Source organism: Sphingomonas kyeonggiensis (genome assembly GCF_014204495.1).
In the GTDB taxonomy this organism is placed as follows: Bacteria; Pseudomonadota; Alphaproteobacteria; order Sphingomonadales; family Sphingomonadaceae; genus Sphingomonas; species Sphingomonas kyeonggiensis_A.
In genome coordinates, this window is the sequence record NZ_JACHLN010000001.1 from 568512 (window position 1) to 590723 (window position 22212).

Below are 22212 nucleotides of genomic sequence, written 5' to 3' on the forward strand. Positions count from 1 at the left end.
GTCATGCCGCGGTTGCGGCATAGAAATCATATGCCGGCGCGATACCGGCCCGTTCGAGACGCATCTCGGCGGACGAGCCCGCGCCGAACCCGCTCATCGCTTGTCGCATCAACGCGAGCCGCGTGTCGAGAAGATCGGCGCCATCCCCGGCTTCTTCGCGCGACAGGCCATCCGGCGCATCCAGTTCCTGCGGCCATTGCAGATTCTGCGCGGGCACCGCGGACTGCAGGTCGGCCGAGGGCGAGAAGGCAAAGGCCACGTCGCCCATCGTGCGCGTCTTGCCGTTCTGCGTGAACAACGCCGTCGACATCAGGACGTTCGAGCCCATTTTCTGGTTCGCGACGCTGGTTGCGATGCCGCTGGTGCGGATCTCGGTGATGGAGAAGTCGCTGAGCGACCGGAGCTCCCCTTCGTCGCTGCGGCCATTATAGTTCGCGTCGAACCACACCTTGAGCTCGCCGAAGCGCGTGTCCGCCGCGGTGATCTTGCCGTCCTTGTTGCTGTCGAGCGCAGCCAGCCCCTCGAGATTGGTGCGGGCACCGGCCTTCTCGCCCAGGAAGGAAAGCTCGGCGCCGCTGGTGATCAGCCCGTCATTGTCGCGGTCGATGACCAGGAAGCCGTCTCCCCGCGCGACCCAGCCCGTGTTGTCGCGCGCGCCATTGCCGTCCATGTCGAACGACGCGTCCGAATTCACCTGATGCTCGAGGTCCATCCCGTCGCCGTCGAGATCGAGGACGAACGCGCCCAGCATGCCGATCGTCTTGTCGCGGAGGTGGATATAGGTCGCAGCGGCCATGGCGCCGGCGCCCGGATCGTACATCGTCGAAGCGTTGCGCGGGCGGACGATCAGCTGTCCGTTCGCCGCGCCGATGCGGGTCTTGCCCGATTTCCAGTCGAAACTGTCCTCGGTCATGGCCGGCTTCATGCTCGTGCCGGGATCGTTGCCGGCATTCTCGAAGCTGAGCCCGGCGTCGAACAGCCTGCCGACCGTTCCGTTGCTCCGCATGAAATTGCCGATGCCGTAGATCACATTGCCATTGGCCCCGGCCTGATCCGCAGCCGTCGAGCTGAGGTTGATCGAGACGATATCCGCCTCGGCGAGGCTGCGGATCTCGCCGGCATCGGAAACGCCGTTCGAGTTCGTATCGAACCACAGCTTGAATTCCGCGAAGCGCGCATCGAGCGCCGTCAACGCGCCGTCGCCGTTGCTGTCGAACGCCTTGAGGCCCTCAAGGTCGGTCTTCGCCCCGGCCAGATCCCCGACGAACGAGATTTCCGAAATGCCGGAGATCTTCCCGTCGCCGTTGCGATCGAGCGCCAGGAACGCATCGCCCGATTCGATCCACCCGGTTCGCTCCAGCGCACCATCGCCGTCCATGTCGAAGCGCGTCGTGCTGCCGGCCAGCGATACCAGCCCGGCACCGTCCCCGTCGAAATCGAGGATCACCGGCGCCGCGATGTCCCGCGGCTTGGACGGATCATAGACGAGGAAGACGTCACCGACGGTTCCCGTCGTCCCGTCGGCGCGCAGATATTGCGTCGTGCCGTAGATCGTGTTCTCGACCTCGCCGGGCTCCGCCCCCGTAAGATCGAGTGACAGGTTGATCTGGACGATGCCCAGCTGCGCCAGGGTGAGGAGTTCGCTCGCCTGGCTGATCCCGTCCTGGTTGGCATCGCGCCACACGCGGAATTCGCCGAAGCGCGCATCGCCTGCATCGAGGAAGCCGTTCGCGTTGCTGTCGAACGCGCGAAGCCCCTCGAGATCGGACATGGCGCCTTCGGCATCGGATGCGAACGAGATCTCGCTGGCGTCGTCGATGATGCCGTTGCCGTTGCGATCGAGCGCCAGGAAGCCATCGTCGCTGCCCACCCAGCCGGTCTGGTCGCCGATACCGTCGAGATCCATGTCGAAATAGATCGGCGAGTCCGGCGCGCTGACCAGCTCGATGCCGTCCCCGTCCAGATCGAGGACGATCGGGGGAACGCTGTTGGTGTCGTGCTTGAGGAAGGTGATGGTCAGGTCGGTGGTGCCGACCGTGCCCGAGCTATCCGTCATGACGAGCGTGAACTTGTAGTCGAGATAGAAATAGCGCCGTCCGCCGAGCACCGGATGGTCGCGCACCCCGCCTTCCCATTCGCCGTCATTGGGCACGGTGAAGGAAAGGTGCCCGTTGGACGTCACGAAGACGTCGGGATACCCGTTGTCGACATCCTCGCTGCTGCCCGACGAGATCTCGTACTCGCGCTTGATCAGGTTGGTGAGCTGGAAGGTGATGTTGGTGCTGCCATTGTCGGGATCATAGGCGTAGAGCCAGCCGAAATCGCCTTCCGCCTGATCGTCGCGGATGGTGAAATGGTTCGGGCCGGACAGCACCGGCGCTTCGGGCTGATCGGTGACGGTGATCGTCGCAATCGCGTTGCTGGTGAACTGGCCGTCGCTGGCCGACACCTCGAGGTTGAACACCGCCCGCGAGGGATCATTGCCCACGAAGACCTGCTGGGACTCATAGTGCCCGCCCGCGTCGGGATCCTCCACCCAGACATCGCGCCACTCATAGACCGCGATCAGGCTCTCATAGTCGACCGAGGCGTTCTTGAGGCTGATCTTGCCCGTCGTCGGATCGATGACGAACATCCCATATGCCTCGTCGCTGCCGTCCGCGAAGGTCCAGGTGATGTTGGGCGTGGTCGCATCGACATCGCTCAGCACCAGGTCCAGCCCGGCGATCGGGACGAGCGGCCCGGGGGATGCGCCCTCGGCCAGGAAGGTGGAATCCGAGGCGACGCTGTGGGCCTCGTTCCTGTTCTTCAGGCCGATCGTCAGCGTCGAGGTGACCTGATTATATCCCGCCCCGCCCTGGTTGTCGCGCACGGCAACCGTATAGACGCTGGCCGACATCGTCTCGAAGTTGAGCGCCGCTGCAGTCTTGACCATGCCGGTGACCGCATCGATCGAGAAACGGCCATCGCTCGACGTGCTGCTCGCGACGCCGTTGTTCAGGAAGTAGTAGCGCTGCTGCCCCGCCACGCTCGCGGGGCCGTCAATGTCGCTCGCCACCACCTGGGCGATATCGGTACCGATGGGTTCGTTCTCGAACACCTCCATCGCCAGCGCCGACGCCACGCTGTTGGCTTCGTTGACGTCCGCCAGCGCGATCGTGACCACAGAGCTGGCCTGCCGGTAGCCGGCCGCGCCCTGATTGTCGCGGGCGATCACCGTATAGGCTGTCGATACCGGCCCGGCCTCGAAGTTCATCGCGGCAACGGTCTTGATGACGCCGCTGATGGCGTCGATCGTGTAGCGGCCGTCGCTCGAGGTGCCGCTCGCAACGCCCTGGTCGAGGAAATAATAGCGCTGCTGGCCAAAGGCGGTGCCGGCCTTGTCGACGTCATAGGCCGAGACGGTGCCGACCACCGCGCCGCCGGCGAGGTTCTCCGCCACGCTCATCGCATAGGCGCCGGGCAGGCTGTTCGCCTCGTTCACGTCGACGACACCGATCGTGACGATGGAAGTCGACTGGGTATAGCCGGGGTTGCCCAGATTATCGCGCGCCGCGACCGTATATTCGCCGCTGGGAGTGCCGAGCTCGAAATCCAGTGCGATCGCGGTCTTGATGACGCCGGTGATCGCATCGATGGTGTAGCGCCCGTCATGCGAGGTCGCGCTGACCGCACCATTGTTCAGGAAGTAATAGCGCTGCTGGCCGAATGCCGCGCTCGGGCGGTCCACATCGCCGGCCGCGACCGTGCCGACGGTGGTGCCGATCGCGAGGTTCTCCGCCACGCTCATCGCATAGGCCAGCGGGAGGGAGTTGGCTTCGTTCGCGTCGGTGACGCCGATGGTCACCGTCGAGGTCGCCTGATTATAGCCGGCCGCCCCCTGATTGTCGCGCGCGGCAATCATGTAAGAGGTATTCGCGACCGTCTCGGTCTCGAAATCGACCGTCGCCACCGTCCGGATCACTCCCGTCACGACATCGATCGCATAGCGCCCGTCATGGGAGGTGGCGCTCACCACGCCGTCCTTGATGAAATAGTAGCGCTGCTGCCCGAACATGCTCCCCGGCGCATCCAGGTCGCCGGCCTTCACCGTCCCGACGGTCGTACCGCTCGCGACATTCTCGGCCACGTTCATCGCGTAGTTCGACAGGCTGTTCGCCTCATTGGCGTCGGCGATGGCGATGCTGACCGTCGAGGTGACCTGATTGTACCCCGCCGCGCCCTGATTGTCGCGGGCGGCAACGGTGTAGGCGACGTTGGTCGTCCCCGCCTCGAAGTCGAGCCCCGTCTTGACCCGGATGACGCCGCTCAGCGCATCGATCGTGTAGCGATCGTCGAACGATGTCGCGCTCGCCACTCCCTGGTGGAGGAAATAGTAGCGCTGCTGGCCGAACGGCATGCCGCTGCCGTCGATGTCGCTGGCTGCCACGGCGCCGACACTGGTGCCGGCCGCCGTCCCTTCGACCACGCCCATCGCGTAGCTTTCGGGAATGGCATTGGCCTCGTTCACGTCGGTGACGCTGATGGTCACCGTCGAGGTCGCCTGGTTATAGCCCGCGGCGCCCTGGTTGTCGCGCGCGGCCACGATGTAGCTCCGGCTCCCGGTCTCCATCTCGAAGTTCATGGTCACCGCGGTCCGGATGACCCCGGAGACCGCATCGATAGCGTAGCGCCCGTCCGCGGACGTGTCACTCGCGACCCCGTCGTTGAGGAAATAATAGCGCTGCTGCCCGAACAGCACGCCGACCGCATCGAGATCGCTAGCCACCACCGTGCCGACGCTGGCGCCGACCGGAACATTCTCGGCCACGCTCATCGCCAGCTCCGCCGGCAGGCTGTTGGCTTCGTTGAGGTTGGTCACATCGATGGTGAGCTGCGACGACACCTCGTTATACGGGCCGTTCCCCTGATTGTCGCGCGCGACGACCGTGTAGGTCATGCTGGCCGGGCCGCCCTCATAGTTGAGCGCCGCCGCGGTCCGGACCGCGCCGGATATCGCGTCGATCGTGTAGCGCCCGTCGAAGGACGTTCCGCTCGCCACGCCGTCCTTGACGAAATAATAGCGCTGCTGCCCGAACGCGGTCCCCGCGCCATCGGTATCGGTGGCGTGCACCGTGTCGACCAGCGTCCCCACCGCGACATTCTCGACCACGCTCATCGCCAGGCGCGACGACAGGCTGTTGGCTTCGTTGACGTCGTTGACCGCGATCGTGAAAGTCTGCTCGACATAGGCGCCAAGCTGGTCCGTCGCGCGGATGACGATCGTGTGCGAGCCGGCATTCTCGGAGTTGAGCAGACCGTTGTTGGCGACCCTGAGCTCGCGGCCGAACAGCGCGAAACGCCCGCCCGCATCATCCTTCAGCTCATAGGTGATGACGTCGCCAGAGTCCGGATCGACAGCGCTTACCATTCCGACCACGGTCGCGTTCGCCGCATTCTCGCTCACCGAGCCGGTGAAGACTAGGTTCGCCGGAGAGGCATTGATGGCAATTGTCGTCTGGACGGCATCGGACACCGCCAGCGTTCCGCCCTCGGACGCACGGGCGGTCACGGTGAGCAGGAGGTCCTGGCTCCACCCGGCCGGCGCGATCACCTTCAGGCCATCGGCCTGGTCCGCCGGCAGCTTCCAGACATTGTTCACCGCATCGAACGCCCCGGCGCTGAGCGTCACGCCCGCCGGCACGCCGGCAACCCAGATTTCCTGGGTCTCGGACCCGTCGGTATCGGGGAAATTGACGTCGATCGTGAGAGCAATCCCGCCCTGGCCCGACGTCCCCGACCCCCCGGAGAGAAGCGCGATCGTGGGCTTGTCCGCCTTCGGCTTGATGGTGAGCTGGAACTCCTCGGTCGACGTCACGCCGCCGGCATCCTTGGCGACGATCCGGATCGTAACCGTGCCGCTGGCATAGTCCTTGGGCGAGATGGTGAGGGTGCGCTGGCCCTGCGAATTGGCGAGGCCGAGGACAAGCCCCTCGGGATCGATCAGCGACTGAGTCCCGATCGCCTCGGCGGTGACCTGCACCCCGGCATCCGGGGTGATGTCATCCGTCGCCGTCACGGTGAAGGTCAGATCGCCGCTTTCGTTCATCTCCTTGTCGGGGATGGCCTCGATCACCGGCGGCGCGTTGACGCCCCAATAGGTGGCCCATTCCACCCGATAGTTGAGATCCTCCATCAGCGCATCGCGCTGGGCCACCGTGGTCGGCTTGGTCTTGGTCGCCATCAGGGCGATCAGCCCGTCGACGTTCACCTCGCTGGTATAGCGCACGTCGGCGATGATGAAGTCGATCCGGTAATTGGCCCGGCTCTGCGCGTCCGAGATCAGATACCAGTCCTTGATCAGTACACTCGACGTAGTGCCGATCACGCTGACCCGCATGTCGTCATTGACCTGCTCGAACCACAGATCCTTGTCCTGGATGCGCACAAAGTCCTGGAAACCCAGCACATCGATATCGTCGCCCGACGGATCGTAGTTATAGATCGTGTCGGCTTCGGAGCTCCGCGTGACGATGTAGGTGTCGTTGTCGACCCCGCCATTGAGGATGTCGTTGCCCGCCCCGCCATCGAGGAAATCGTCGCCACTCTCCGCGTAGAGCGTGTCGACGCCGGCGCCACCGAGCAGCGTGTCGTTGCCGGAGCCACCCCAGATGATGTCGTCGCCGTCTTCCCCGACCAGCATGTCGTCGCCGTCATCGCCGTACAGCGTGTCGTTGCCGGCGCCGCCCCGCAATGTATCGTTGCCGCCACGGCCGCGCAGCATGTCGTCGCCGTTACGCCCCCACAGAGTGTTGCTCTGGCCGTCGCCCAGCACCGTGTCGTCGCTGTTCGTGGCCATGACCGATTCGATGCTGTCGTAGACATCCCCGGCTGCCGAGCCTGCATTGGCGGCGTTGTTCTCGAGATCCACCACCAGGGCGGGCATGTTGACCACCCAGTCGCCATATTGGGCCGTGTCGTTGCCGGCGCCGCCGAAGAACTGGTCGGCACCATTGCCGCCGGACAGGAAATCGTTGCCGGCGCCGCCATACATTATGTCATCGCCGTCGTCGCCGAGCAGCATGTCATAGCCGTCATTGAGATCGTTGCCGTCGACGTTCCCGCCATAGAGGATGTCATTGCCGCGGCCGCCCATCAGCTGGTCGGTACCGTCGCCGCCATACAATATGTCGTTGCCGTCCTCGCCGGCAGCCCAGTCATCGCCGGCGCCGCCTTCGATCCAGTCGTTGCCCGCGTCGCCGAAGATGGTGTCGCGACCACCGAAGCCGAATATCCGATCCGCGCCGCTCTGACCGCGCAGCGTATCATTGCCGGTGGTGCCCTCGAAAATATCGGGCAGGTCCGCAATCGAGATATTCCAGGATTTGGCGATCTTGAACGGGCTATTCACATCCTTGGCCGTGATGGTCAGGCCGATGGTCTGACCCGCCTCGTAGTTTACCGCCGCGCCCATCTTCAGGCGCACGACATTGCCGACGACTTCAAACCGCTCGTCTTGCACCGAATAGGTGTAGCTGTTGTTGGCTCCCTCGATGTCGGGATCGGTCACCGAGACCGTTCCGATCTCGATCGCGGGCAAGGTCGTGTTGGTGGCAACATGGTCGCGTTCGGCCAGGCTGGTGATCGAAGGCGTGAAGTTGATCGCGGTCGGCGCCTCGTTGGCATCGGTGATGACGATCTTGACCTGCGAGGTCGTCAGATTGGTGATCCCGGTATCACCGCCATGGTCCAATGCGCCCACGGTATAGGTCCTGGGGCCGGACTCGGTTTCGTAGTTAAGCGCGTTGATCAGCCGGATATTGCCCACCGCATCGATCACGTAGCGCCCATCGAACGACCACAGGCTCCATACGCCGTTGTTGATGAAGAAATATTCCTGCTGCGCGAATACCGACCCGCCAAGATCGCCGTCGGTTGCCACCACCGTGCCGACGATCCCCGCCTGGTTCTCCGCGAAGCGCACTTCGATATCGGCCGGCAGCCAGTTCGGATCGTTCCGGTCTTCGACCGTGATCGTGACGGTACTCGTGACCTGATTATAGGCGCCCTCGCCGAGATTGTCCCGCGCCACCACGGTGTAGGCAATCGGCTCGGGCACGGCTTCGAAATCGATCGCCGCCGCCGTCTTGATCACGCCGGTGATGGCATCGACCGTGTAGCGGCCGTCGATCGACGTGCCGCTCGCCTCGCCATTGTTGAGGAAATAATAGCGCTGCTGGCTTCCGGCGCTTCCGGAACCGTCCACGTCACTCGCCGAGACCTGGCCCAACGCCGTGCCGATATCGACATTCTCGGCCACGCTCATCGCGTAGCTGCCCGGCATGCTGTTCGGCTCGTTGGCGTCGGTGATGCCGATCCGTACGGTCGAGCTGGTCTGGTTGTAGCCGGCAGCGCCCTGATTGTCGCGGGCAATGACGACATAGTCCGTCGGAGCTGCCTCCGCCTCGAAATCGAACGTCGTCGCGGTCTTGATGATGCCGGATACGGCATCGATGGTGAAGCGTCCGTCGAACGACGTCGCACTCACGCCCCCGTCTCTGGAGAAGTAATAGCGCTGCTGGCTGAAGGCACTGCCGCTGTGGTCGGGATCGCTCGCGACGATGGTGCCCACCTGCTTGCCGGGCGCATTGTTCTCGGCGACGCTCAGCAGATGGTCGGCAGGCAAGCTGTTCGCTTCGTTCACGTCCGTGATGCCGATCGTGACCGTCGTCGTTATCTCGGTAAAGCCGCCAGCACCCAGATTGTCGCGCGCCGCGACGATATATTCGCCGCTGGTCATGCCCTCGAAATCGAGGTCCATCGCGGTCTTGATGCGCCCGGTGATGGCGTCGATCGTGAAGCGGCCATCGAACGACGTCGCGCTGACGACGCCCTGGTGGAGGAAATAATAGCGCTGCCCGCCCAGTGATACGCTGCCGATGTCAGGGTCGCTCGCCAGCACCTCGCCGACCACTACGCCGATCGCCTGGTTCTCGGCCACCTGCATCGCATAGCTGGATGGCATCGAGTTGGGCTCGTTCACATCGCCGATGTTGATCGTCACCGTCACCATCGCCTGCGCGAAACCCGGATTGCCCTGGTTGTTGCGCGCCACGATCCTGTAGGCGCTGCTGGACTCGCCTTCCTCGAAGTTGAGGGGGGCTGCCGTGCTGATTGCGCCGCTCACCGCGTCGATGGCGTAGCGCCCGTCCGCGGAGGTCGCATAGGCCCCGCCGGAATAGTAGAAATAATATCGGAGCTGGTCGGAAGACCCGCCCGGGCTGTTGAGATCGATCGCGGCGACCGATCCTACCGCGGCTCCCGCCGCGAGATTCTCGTCGATATGCATGGGCTCGACGGGAGCCATCGTCACGCCTTCGTTCCCGTCGAGAACCGTGACCGTGAAATTCCGCGTCACGATCGCGCCGCGGGAATCGACGACACGCACGCCGATGGCATGCGAAGGTTGGGTCTCGAAATCGAGGCCCCCTGGGTTACGCAGGATCAACTGGCCGTCGCCGGTGATGTCGAACCGCCCCTCGGCGTCGTCGGTCAGCGAGAAGGTGAGCGCATCGCCTTCGATATCCGTCGCCACGAACCGGGCGATCGGGCTGTCGACCAGTGCGCCTTCGATGACTTCAAGGGCTTCGCCCGCAACGAGCCGCACGTCGCGCGGCGCATCGTTCACCGGCTGGACGACAACGGTCACCGGCACTTCGGTCGTGTTGCCGTCCGCATCCTTCACCAGGATCGAGAAGCTGTCCTTGCCGGTGAAATCCGCAACAGGCGTGTAGACGAACTGGCCAGTCTGCGGATTGAGCGTGACCTGGGCATTGGCCGGCGACGTGCCGAGCACATAGCTCGTGATGTTGTCGTCGTGATCCACCGCCGCGACCGAGGTGAGCGCGGAAGCGCTGTCCTCGTCGACGGTCAGCGTGATCGGCGCGGCCTGGGGCTTGGCCTTGCCACCGGCGTGCCAATATTCCGCGAGCATCGCGACGATCGACTCCGGCATCACCGCCGGCGGGGATGCCGCGGAGATCGCAGTCATCGCGCTGACGAGCGGCTGTGCGTGGCCGAGGAAGAGCGTGTGCGTCTGTGTCGACACCTCTCCCATCAGGGTCGGCCAGGAGGGTGCGAAATAATTCTGGAGCGTGACGCGGTCCGTCGTGCCGATGACGGTGATCTGCAGGTTGTTGCCGACCCGTGCGAACCAGAGCGTCTCGAGGCTCACTTCCGCAGCGAACAGGATCCGGTTCTGGCCGCCGAAATCGATGACCGTGTCGGCACCGAAGGCCGCTTCGAAGATATAGAGGTCATCGCCGTCGCCGCCGGAAAGCGTGTCCGCGCCAGCACCGCCCGAGATCGTGTCGTTGCCGTTGCCGCCATCGATCCAGTCGACGCCGCCGCCGCCGCTGATGTTGTCGTCGTCGTCTCCGCCGTAAAGGCTGTCGCTGCCTTCGCCGCCGGTGAGCACGTCCTCGCCCGCATCGCCATAAATGGAGTCGCCGCCGTCCCCACCGGACAGCAGGTCCTTGCCGTCGCCGCCGTTGAGGTTGTCGCCGCCATCACCGCCAGAGATGTTGTCGTCGCCCTGATCGCCGTAGATGTTGTCGCTGCCGCTGCCGCCGATCAGGACGTCGTCGCCGCCCCTGCCATAGATGATGTTGCTGCCATCGAGCCCGTCGATCACATTGGCACTGTCGTTGCCGGTCAGCGTATCGCCGAATGCCGAACCCGTGAGGTTCTCGATGCCGACCAGGATGTCGCCGGCGGCATCGCCCCCCGCCTGGGCGGTGGTCTTGTTCAGATCGACCCGCACCGCCGCCGTCGAGCGTACGTACCGGGCGGTGTCTCCCCATCCCTTCACGCTCGAGGCGGAATTGCCGCCGCCCTCGAGCAGGTCGGCGCCCGCGCCGCCTTCGAGCACATCGTCGCCGTCGCCGCCCCGCAGGGTGTCGGCACCCGCGCCGCCGCTCAGCACATCGTTGCCCGCACCGCCGTCCAGCAGGTCGGCCAGTGCACCGGCCTGGCCCATCATCAGGTCGTCGCCGGCGGTACCGGCAAGCAGGTTTCCGTCGGTCGCGGTCAGGATGCTGGCCAGCGATACGGACAGACCGTCGCGGAACTGGAGCGTCTCGATCCGGCTATTGGCGGTGAAATGGTCCTTGATCGTGACCTGGCTGGTCGCCAGGCCGCCAAAGCGGACGATGAGGTCGCTGCCGCTGACGAGGAAGCTCAGGTCGCTGAGGCTGATCCCCGCGCCGAATTCGAGGATATCGTCGCCCGCATCGATCGACGCGTCGAAATGCGCGCGGGTTACCTGCTGGCCGTTGGTCCGGGCGAAGCCGCCGAGCCAGCCTGCCTGGTGATAGCTTGCCGGCTGGGGGTCGGGCTGCGTCGCGCTCGCATTGTTCGGCGCGAAAAGATCATAATCATATACGATCTCGCCGTTCGGGCCGGTGATCTGCAGGTGCCAGTAATAGCGGTCCTCATAGCCGGGCTGCAGGATGTCGGTCGCTTCCCAGAGGGTCTGGGAATAGCCGCTGGCAAGCGCGCCGGCCGCGGTAACGGCTTCCTCCATGGCGAAGCTGGCGTCGCGGATCGTGTCGGCGCCGTCCCCGACATTCCAGATATAGCTGTCGTCGCCCGCGCCGCCCCACAGCGTGTCGTCGCCCTGGCTGCCGCTGAGCTCGTTGTCGCCCGCGTCGCCGCCGAGCAGGTCGGCCCCGCCGCCGCCGCTCAGATTCTCGATGCTCGAATAGCTGTCGCCCGCGGCGTCGCCGATATTGAGTTCGGCATTCGCCAGATACGCGCGGACGCCCGCTCCGGCCGAAGCATAGGAAGCGGTATCGAATCCGGCGCCTCCCACCAGCACGTCCGCGCCGGTGCCGCCGTCGAGCACGTCATTGCCCGCGCCGCCGTACAGGACATCGTCACCGACCTCGCCCTTGAGCGTGTCGGCTCCACTATTGCCTGCAAGGATATCATTGCCGGCACCACCGGCGATCACGTCATCGCCCGCGCCGCCGGTAATCCAGTCGGCCGCGGTCGAGCCCGAGAGCGGGGTGGCGGCGACACCGTCCGCACCGTCGGTTCCCGCGATCAGATTCGTCGCGCCCGCGGAAATGTCGAGAATGCCCGTCTGATAGAAGGCCAGCTTCTCGATCTGCCCCGGCAGCGCGTACCAGTCCTTGATGGTGACGCTATCGGCGAAGGAGGTCGCGCTCGCGAACTCGGCATTCTCGCTTGCAATGGAGATGACGAGGTCGTTCGAACCGGCCGGCCGGTACAGGATCAGGTCCTGGATATCGATGCCCGGCGCGAATTCTATCGTGTCGACACCGCTATTGGCCACGACCGGAGCGCCCGCCGGCGGATTGAACCAGCGCAGCGTGCCCGTATCGCTGTCATAGTCGAACCGGCCGACCCATTGCAGGTCGGGGAAAGCGGCGGTGCCGACATTCTTGCGCAGATAGGTGCCGCCCGGGCCGGTGACTTCGCCGGTCGCCGAGACATAGGCGAAGCCGGCCGCCGCATTCCAGTTGCCGTTGCTCCAGACAACGTCCCAGTTCGCCGAGAAATCGTCGAACATCATGTCCCGGCCATCGCCGCGGCCATATTTGAAGGTGTCGTTGCCGGCGCCGCCGACAACCTGGTCCCCGTCGCCGCGACCGCCCGACAGGATGTCGGCATCGTCACCGCCATAGAGATCGTCGCCGCCGCCATCGCCCGACAGGGCGTCAGCGCCCTTGCCGCCGATCAGCTGATCGACGCCGAGGCCACCGACGAGCAGGTCCCGTCCCGAATGCCCGGCGATCAGATCATTGCCGGAGCCGCCGTTCCCGATATCGTCGCCGCCGAGAAGGTGCAGCTGGTCGTCGCCCTCGCCTCCATAGACGAAGTCATTGCCGTCCGTGCCGATCAGCACGTCGTTGCCGGCGCTGCCGACGATGAAGCTGGTGATGTCGCCGATGCGGACTTCGTTGCCGTCCATGAAGCGCAGCCATTCGATGCGCTTGAACGGGTTGGAGAACCAGTCCTTGACCGTCAGCTGCGTGCCCGAGAAGCTCGTCACGCCATCGACCGTCTGCATGACCCGGATGACGAGATCGTCGCTGTCGGTGCTCGATCGGAACAGCTGGAGGTCGCCGATATCGATACCCTGGCCGAAGACGATCGCGTCCTCACCACCGCCGATCGTCGTGCCGTTCACCCCGGCGGCGTTGCCCACCCAGTTGCGCTTGACGATGCCCGAGATCAGATCGGCGAAGCGCTGGCTGACATAGTCGCCGCCCGACTGCGCCACCGGCGTGCCCGCGGCATCTTCCTCCAGGACGTCCACGCCGTCGCCGAGGCGGACGATATACTGATCGTTGCCCGCGCCGCCGCCCATCTGGTCGCCGTCGCCGCCACCGCCCGCCAGGATATCGTCGCCACCGCCGCCGGTCAGTATGTCGGTGCCGACACCGCCCTCGAGCCAGTCCGAGCCCTCGCGGCCATGCAGGATGTCGTTCCCCGCGCCGCCGTCGAGATAGTTGCCGTCGCCGCCAAGCCCGCCGGCCGCCGCGCCGGCATCGAGCGTGTCGTCGCCGTCATCGCCGAACAGCCAGTCGTCGAGCCGGCCGCCATAGAGCGTGTCGTTGCCCGCACCGCCGAAGACGTTGTCGCCCAGGTCGGAGGCATGGACGACGTCGTTGCCGGCGTTCGCGAAGACCACTGCGGCGATCTTGATGTCCAGCCCGCCGAACATCTCGGTTCGAAGATCGATGAAATCGCCGGTCGCCTCGTCAGTGGCGCCGTTGACGATCGTCTGCTTGTCGATGGCGATGTCGTCGGTAAGCGTCCCGCGATAGCTGCCATTGCCGTTCGCGACGAACCACTCGCGTCCATTGGTCGTGAAGTTGAAGCGCATCTCGACGGCGCTGGCGGCAACCGAGACGTCGTCGAACCGGCCGTCGTTGAGCTCGTCGAGCCAGGTCGCATAGCCGCCGATCCAGTCGGTCGCGCCGCGCCGGTCGAGATGGAGATCCGCGGCCATCGCCAGCGTGGTCGCCCAGCCCAGCGCGAAATTGCTCTGGGGATCGTTCGCGATCGCCGAGGCGATGACCTTCGCGTTCTCCGCGAACATCGCATAGTCGCGCGCCGTCGAGATGACCGCCACGATCTGCTCGACGCTGAAGTTGCCGGTCGCATCGCCCAGCTGGCCGTCCACCACGCCGTCGCTTGCGTCCAGCGCGCTGAACAGGGCGCGCTTCACAAAGACGTCGCCCCCCGCGGAATTGGCGACGATGTCCTTCAGGCCCTTGGCCGCGCCATAGGCGATCAGCGCGTCGGCATCATGGAATCGCGCCTCGATCGCGGATTCCGACTGGGTGGAGATCGACCGGTAGACCCAGTCCTTCTTCCGCATGCCATAGTTGCCGGCCTGCACGCTCTCCGGAGCGAGCAGCTTCGACTCGGTAGCCTGCAGCACCGAATTGTAGATGTTCGCCACTGCGTCCGAAACCGACTTGGCAGCGTCCTTGCTGCCGCCTTTGCGGGCATAGGCATTCGCGACGATGAACTGGTTGTTCGAAGCGTCCCATTCCACATCGGCGCCGGAGCGCGGCGTTCCCCCGAACACCGATCCGATCAGTCCGCCGACAAGGAAGCCGACGAACGCGCCCACCAGCGCGCCGACAGGACCGCCAACCGCCGTGCCAAGCCCCAGCGCCTTGATGGCGATGGCAGAGCCCGCGATCGCACCGGCGGCTGCGCCGATCGACGATCCGAGCTGGCCGCCGATCGTATCGAATTCGGCGATTTCGGAGGCCAGCGTGCTGCCGAGCCAGGAGGCGGCGATCGAAAGCGGATCGATGCCCTTGAAGACCGCACTGAAGCTCTTCGTTCCGGCAAGGAGTTCAGGCAGGGCCTCGATGGCCGCCGACAGATAGGCGCCGCCCACCGCCTGGCCCAGCGCACCCGGCACGCCGCCGATACCGATGGCATTGAAGATCTCGCTGAGCAGGAACGAGGAAAGCGCGCCGGCGCCCGCGGCCTTCAGGTTCTGGAGGAACTCGCTACCGATATCGCGAAGCGCCTCGTCGACCTTGGTCGCCGCGCTCAGCGGCGTGACCCCGTCCAGTCCATAGACGTCGTTGAGGAGATCGTCCGCCAGCTCGCCGAGATTGCCGCTGACCGTCGAAAGGACCGCACCCAGCGCGATCTGCGCCGCTACGTTGTCGCCGGCCAGGTACCGGCCGATGTTCGAACCGAAGATCGAGCCGAATTGCTCGAGCGTGAGGATGTGGTTCTCGAACTTGATGTCGACCTTGGGATCTTCCTCACCAATGTCCTCGTGCGAGGGGGCTCGTTCACGAACATAGGTCACGGTGGCATCATCGCCGGTCCGCGTGACCGACGAATAGATCGTTGTATCCTGCCCCTCGAATACGGTCTGCTTGGTGACCTGAACGATACGATCCCCGACACCGGTCGTGCCGTTGTTCAGGTAGAAGGTCGTGACCGCTTCCTTGGTCCCGTCGGCATTGATGCGCATCTGGTACGTCACGGGACCGTCAGGATCGACGATGTCCTTCAATTCCAGCAGCGGCCCGTCATCGCCTCCCATTCCGGATGGCGCATCCGCCCGACCGAGGATCTTGGCGAGCACATAGGCATTATCGAGGCCCGGGATGTTTTCGAAATCATTGGCGGCCCATTGGCCCTGATAGGCGCCCCCGCTTAGAAACAGACCTCCAGTCCGTCCGACCACGATCGGCTGATCTGGAGCCACCTCGTAGTCATGAGATACACCATTCTGGTCCACGAAATGGACCTGCACATGCTCTCCCGCCGAGTCCGTCGTCGATGTCGCGGTGAGCACGTCGCCATCGAGGAAGGATATCCGATAGCCGTTCCCCGAGCGCTCGAAATTGGTGATCAGCTGTGCACTCTCGACCACCGCAAGCGTGCGATCCGCGCCGTTCACAAAGGTGACCGCAGGCGTGTCCTCGATCGAATTCGTCAGGAAGGTAACGAACTGGCCGGAATCATGATCGTACTTGACCACGCGGCGCTGGCCACTGGTTGGCTCCGGTAGGCCGCCCAGCGAATTGCCTCCGCTGACTTCCTTCGGCGTTCCAGTCGGCACGAGGAAAACCTCGTACGGCGCGAAGGTGCGATCGCCGTAAATGAGCCGCAGATGCTCCGACGGGACATGCGCCTCCATCGCCGCCTGGCTGAGCGAAACGGCATGATCCGAATTGAGCTGAAAGCCATGGGCCGCCAGCACGGCTCGTCCCGGTGCCAGCACGTCAGCGAGGAACTGATTCCTGGCGTTGACTGCCGCCGGGTCGCTCAAGCTAGCGCCCCCTGACTGGATATCCGCCCAACGCGTCTGGAGAGCGGTTGCAAGGTTCAAAGACGCCTGGAGGGCCTTGTCTGTGACCGGAACGTTGAGCGGCGCCCCCGCCAGGGCGTCCATGCCCTCAGCGTAATCCGTAAAATCAGCAAAGAGCGCATTGCTATCGGTCAGCATCTGCGAAAAGAACAGGACGCGCGCCCGTGTGACGTTGCGTTGATAATTTCCCGAAACTGCCGAACTACTGTCAATAAGCGCCAGATGAACGGCAGCACCTACAAAATCACCTCTATCTATTAAGTTGTATAGTTCATGTCTATATATCTCACTGGCGTTACCGGGATGCTCAACTTTTGTAAGGAGATACCCCTGAAATCTAAGATCAAAAGCTATAGCTCTTTCGATAGATTCCGGTAGATTCTTAAATAGATTATCAACATAACCTTCAAATTTAGGTTCAATAATCTTATATAGCTTTATAGCTTGCTCAAAAGATATCGACTTACCCGTAAATATATCATGCATCAGGGAATTTATTTGATCCTGATCCATATTTTTTGCGTTGTTAAGTCGCGCAATGATTCCGGGATTATTGGGTATTTCGATTCCAGCCGTTCGAAGGTCCGCATAGAGTGTTGCCTTCTGCTTGTGCGGATCATACCCAAAACCAAGCGCGTAATTTCCCGCACCATCTTCAGAAGTCCAGCCATCGCCGGTACCAATAGTAAGAGGAATATTTTCCAGCGTAACGAGGAGGAATTTAAACTGATCGTAATTTGACCAGCCGAGTGGCGCGACAGCCTGCACCCATTTGCTGTTAAACGGCTGAGCATTCGCTCCTAGGTTAACATTATGCAGGACCGCATCCATGAGGATCTGCACGTCGGAGAAATCGACTTTATTCAGATCAACAAAATGACCGAATGCACCGTCTACAAGCAAACGACGTCCCATATCAGTTACTCCTGGTGCATTCTGTAAATCCAACAGCATCGTCTATCGTGCTTATGGCGGCGGCTATTATTATAGGCTTTCCCAAATGGGCGACGATATCATCCCCCACATATGCAATAGCTATTTTCTCTTTAGGCGGTACATTCCTGAGAACATCGAGGAATTTACTCGATATCACCTGAGCGCGCTCATACTTCGTTCCAGTGGTGCCCAGCCGCAATTCACGCGCCTTCTGCCGCGCATCGAAGCCATCGCCGCGCCCCCAGATATTCTCCCCCCGGGTCGCGAGGAAATTGAGCACGGAGATGAAATTGCGGCTGAAATTGTTCCCCTTCGGAAAGGGCTGATCGACGTCGTCCGCGTCGTGGAACGGGATCCTGGCCAGGTCGAGGAAAGGGAAGGTCGCCCCCATGGCGCGCTGGTGACGGAGCTGTCGGTGCGCGGAAAAGGGATGATCGCTTACCGCAAACGGCATTGCCCATGTATCAAACGAGAAATGCGGCGCCGCCTGCTTCGCCTCGACTTCGATTTCGATGTCGCGGAAGATCGTCGCCTCGACCTCGTCATAGATGGTCGCCGCAGAGCCAGCTCCCTTTGCCAGCACTTCGGCGTAGCTGCCGGACACCCTTACCGGCAGGCCACTGTCGTAGATGAAGTCGTACGATTGGAATTTCTTGAACCGCATCTCCTGCAGTTCAGCCTTGCAAAGGTCGCTCAGATGGAAGTCAGAAGCAAAATCGATAGGCTCGGCCACGTCCGGGCCGGGCTTTGCCGGCTGCGTTGCCTTTTCGGGCCGCGCCGATTGCGCCGCCTGATCCGAGCGCGGCTCCGCCGGCCCCGCGCGACAAGCGCCCAACGCAACCGTGGCGACACTCACGCACAACAGAACCGAGATGTCGCGCCCGAAGCTCATCGCCGCACGCGGCCCACGCGCAGCGCAGCCGCCAGGCTTCCGCGCAACGCGCCGCCTCCCTCCTGCAAGCTTCGCATGACACCCCCGACTGCGACGACTGAGTTCGTTATCGCATAGATCTCAGCAGCCTATGCCGCACTTCGCACAAGTCAATCGGTGAGAAAGGACCAATTCGGCGCCTTCTCCGTAACCCTTTGGATTGCTGTTTTGACCGCTTGTGACAGGGGCATCTTTTTCCGCTCGGGCGAGTTCCCGACGCGTGCGTCATGAGAACTTGCCCCCAGACGTAAAGCCGCCCGGGGGGCAAGACATCGAACGGAAGAGGCTAGGCCCTACCGCTCCGCCGGCACACCCCAGGCCGGGACCGCGTAACCGGGCGCATACATGTTCACCTTGGCGCCCGCCGCCTCGAACCACGCCTTCCACGCGGCACGGACAACTGGCGTCTGGAGCGCACTGTTCCTGGCGCTCGCGAGCTCGAAATAGTTCACCGTGACACCGCGCAGCAGATCGGACGGGGGCGGCGGCAACACGATCTTGCCGCTGGTGTAGATGGGCGACGCCGGCGTGTTCTCGAGGCCGTCGGTCATGAGGTTCAGGATACGCTCCTCGCCACGCCACCCGATCGTGGGATCGTTCGCCGCGCGCAGGATCTGATCGGCGATCGGAGACTGGTTACTCTCGCGCGGAACCGCGAGTTCGGCTGCAGCCTTGCTCAAGGGGGCGACGAAGCGCGTCTCATAATCGCGCTGGAGCCGCACCGCTCCCTCGCTCAGCGTATCGGCCTCCGCCCCCTTGCCCGGCGAGCAGATGTCGAACGCCACGGCCAGGGGCTGGCCGAGGTCGCCGCCGAACGGAACGATCGTCAGGCGGCCGTTGCGCGGCAACGTATCCCGCACATGGTTGATCAGCCGAGTGAAATGCTGCCCGGCGCCCGCCGCCAGCGCGTCGGTCTGGTCGAGCAGCGTCAGTTCCGCGCGCGAGGCCGGGGCCCGCAGGAGGCACAGGGTGGCGGGATCGCGCTCCGTCGCATCCCCCTGCTGCGCACCGCTTGCATACCAGGCCGCCATACCCAGCAGCATCGCCACAATGGCCGCGCCGGCCACGATCAGCCGCCAGGGAGAAGGCCGGTCGCCGGGAAATGCATTCCAGGAGGTTTTCGGAGCGCTGTCGAAGCGGACGGATCGAAATGCCATGACCTATCTCCTTACCTGCCGAACCGAAGGATATTGTCGCCCCGACCACGCGGGTTGCTGCGCGCCGCTTCCTCGGCCGCCGCGCCCATCTCGCCGATCCTGGAAATGGCTTCGTCGGTCGCCGTCCCGATCTCGTCAGTCATGATCGGCATGGCGTCCCGGATCTTGGCGAGGCGCGCGAGGAGCGAGCCCTGCGCATCGGTCTCGCCCGGGTCGATCGCGAGGGGCACCACGGCGATGCGCGGCGGATCAGCATTGAAGCGGGTCAAGCTGCCGCGCTTGGGATGCACCATCTCGACAGCCTCGCGATAATCCTGTTCGCGCGCGATGGCCGCATCCGCGATCGCGTTGGCGTCGCCGAGAAAATCGTCGCGAATCTCCTGCGCCTTCGCGGTCAGCGCATCGCCCTGCTCGACATGATCCTCCGCGACCTTGAGCAGCCGGTCGACCATGTCGAGCGCAAGGCCCCGGGCGGCATTGCACTGCGCACGCGCGCGCTCCTTGGCAGCCTCGAAGCGCGCGGTCGCCGTGGCCGCCGCGCGCTCGAGGCGCTTGAGGTCCAGGAACCCCCACATGGAGATCGACTTCCAGCAGACCAGCGCGAAGCCGGCGAGGTTGAGGATCAGATAGGGCATCAGCGACGTGTCGGTGAGCGGGGCGAACGGGGCGCTTGCCATCGTTGCCTGCGCCATTGCGGCGGCATCCGCACTCTTGTCGGCCAGCGCCTCGCGATAATGGGCGATTCCCAGCATGAAGAAGCCGACGACACCCAGCGCGACGGCGAACAGGCCATATCCCCCGATCCGACGCTCAAGCTGGGGCCTTCGGAATTGCGCCCAGCCGATGCCCGCGGCAATGCCGATGAGCGCGATCGCCCCGCCGACCCCGAGCGCGAAGCTGAACGCATCGCGAAACCCCATCTCCCCCTTGAACAGGTGCGCGTTGACCACCGCCTCGGCGAGCGCCGTCGCCAGGGTCGTGGCGAACCACTCGAGCGCCGATCGGGCGGTGGGAACATCGTGGACGGCGTTGAGCACCTTGAAGCCCGAAAGCGCGGATTCCGTCTGCACCTTGGCGCTTGCAAGGCCGGGCAACCGCCCCGACAGGCCAGTCAGCACCTCCGCGATGCGGGACGCGAGCCCGGCCTTGATGCGCTTGAGCTCGGCATCGCTCGCATCGATGGTCATGCCCAGGAGGCTCGCAAGAATGCGCCGAACCTTCCGGTTCGCACGGCGCCGGCCGACCTCGATCTCGCGCGCATGGGTCATCCGGATATCGAGCTCGATCGCGGTCGGGCGCAAATCCTCCGGCGCCGGCAGGCCTACCCGCGCCTGCGGTACCGCGCGCTGCGGAATCCGGAGCTTCTTGGCAAGCGCGTCGCAGGTTTGCGAGACGTTGCGCCACAGGGCGGAGATGTCGAGCGCGACCCCCGGCCCTTCGAAGACACTGTACACCAACGAGACGATGCCCATCGTTAACCCCTTCTGCCTCCCTCCCCATTTTCAAATGGGCTGCAGGTCGGCTCTTGCGACCGCATCGAGGCCACTACCTCGAGCTCGGTGCTAATTTAACCAATAATTAGCGATTATACTATCGACTTTATTATTAGATTAGCCTAGCTGGGCCGATTTTTAGCGAATCAATCTTCGACCGACGATCATCTTACTACGTATTACTGTCCGACAATTTGGACGGTAATGCTGGGAACCCGCTTCGCGATGCGAACTCGGGACTTCGCCCTGCGCCCGACTCCGGCGTGACTAAGAAAAATAGCGACATCGATACGATTTTGCGTAGAACCGTCCGATTAGGCGTATGGGGGAACGCAATGTTGGAAGAGGAGGATGCCCAGGCAACTGGTGCAGGTGAAGTTACGATTGACGATAAGTCGCTGATGGGATTGACGACACGCATCCTGAAGGCCGTCAATTCGACGGGCGACAAAAACCGGGTGAAGAAAGACGACCTCCCGGGCCTGACAGGTCTGACGCGTGCCCAAGTGAATGCAATTCTCAATCCGGATTCACAGCGTTCTACGAAGATCTCGCTAGAATCGATCGCGAAAGTCGTCGACTTCGGCCAGAAGTTCGCCGGGAAACACCCGGACGAAGGCGTACGAAACCAGGTTTCCACCTATTGCAGCGTCATCACGCAGCGCCTTCACGGGTATCTCGAGCGGGGCGGGTTGAACCCGACCGAGCTTGCCTTCGTGGTCAATCTTCAACTCGACGATGACCACAAGCAAAGGCACTTCAGCGAGCGCCATGCCGGCGTCTACGCCCTCGTCCGCCTCGATCGGGAAGGGCACATCCTGATATCCCGCCTCGACATCTTCCCGCGGGTCAACCGGCTCTGCCGCTTCGCGACGGACAGCAAACATCCGGGGACGCGGGAGCCGACGGTGGAGGGATTCGTATTCGCCGTCGATGACGTCGTCCAGGCGGTCGGCAGGCCGGACAATTCGGGCCGTCTTCGCACATCGATCCTGCGTTCGCGCCGGCACGAGGCCTCATGGGACCTTATGGGACTGCGACTGGGAACGTCCGACTATGACGGCGGCCCCTATGCCTATCGCATCTACTGCCGACGGATCGCGGGAGGCGAGCATGCCGGCAAGGAGCTGCCCGACTGGGCCAAGCTCTTCGGCGCCCGCAAGTTCGAGGCGATCGAAGACATCGAGCAGCGCATCCAGGATATCGGCGAGATCCTGAAGCTGCTGAAGGAAGAGGAAGACGAGGACACGCCCTGGGGAATCCGGATCCCCACGGGCATCATGTCGGACGACACCATGGGGACGGCCCCCGCCGGCATCGACGAGGACTGAG

At 63.7% G+C, this 22212-nt stretch carries 5 protein-coding genes; 1 reads left to right on the top strand and 4 read right to left on the bottom strand.

Features of this window, described 5'->3' with window-relative positions; translation table 11 throughout:
- Position 1: 1 nt before the first annotated feature.
- From HNP52_RS02820 to HNP52_RS02835, 4 genes are all read right to left on the bottom strand, one after another.
- Entirely contained in the window at positions 2-16324 is a 16323-nt protein-coding gene (locus tag HNP52_RS02820; protein ID WP_184162179.1) for a cadherin domain-containing protein, read from the bottom strand.
- Between the two features lie 955 nt (positions 16325-17279).
- The gene (locus tag HNP52_RS02825; RefSeq protein ID WP_184162182.1) at positions 17280-18191 is read right to left on the bottom strand and encodes a hypothetical protein; all 912 of its coding nucleotides are present in this window, start codon (positions 18189-18191) and stop codon (positions 17280-17282) included.
- 332 nt (positions 18192-18523) lie between these two features.
- Positions 18524-19387, bottom strand: a complete 864-nt coding sequence (locus HNP52_RS02830; RefSeq protein ID WP_184162185.1) for a hypothetical protein — start codon at positions 19385-19387, stop codon at positions 18524-18526.
- Positions 19388-19398: 11 nt separating this feature from the next.
- A complete protein-coding gene (locus HNP52_RS02835) occupies positions 19399-20859 on the bottom strand; it encodes a hypothetical protein (protein WP_184162188.1) in 1461 nt (486 codons plus the stop codon).
- Positions 20860-21215: 356 nt separating this feature from the next.
- Here HNP52_RS02835 and HNP52_RS02840 point away from each other — a divergent pair, with 356 nt between their 5' ends.
- Positions 21216-22211 (top strand): hypothetical protein, encoded by a 996-nt coding sequence (locus HNP52_RS02840; RefSeq protein WP_184162190.1) that lies wholly within the window; start codon positions 21216-21218, stop codon positions 22209-22211.
- Position 22212 lies beyond the last annotated feature (1 nt).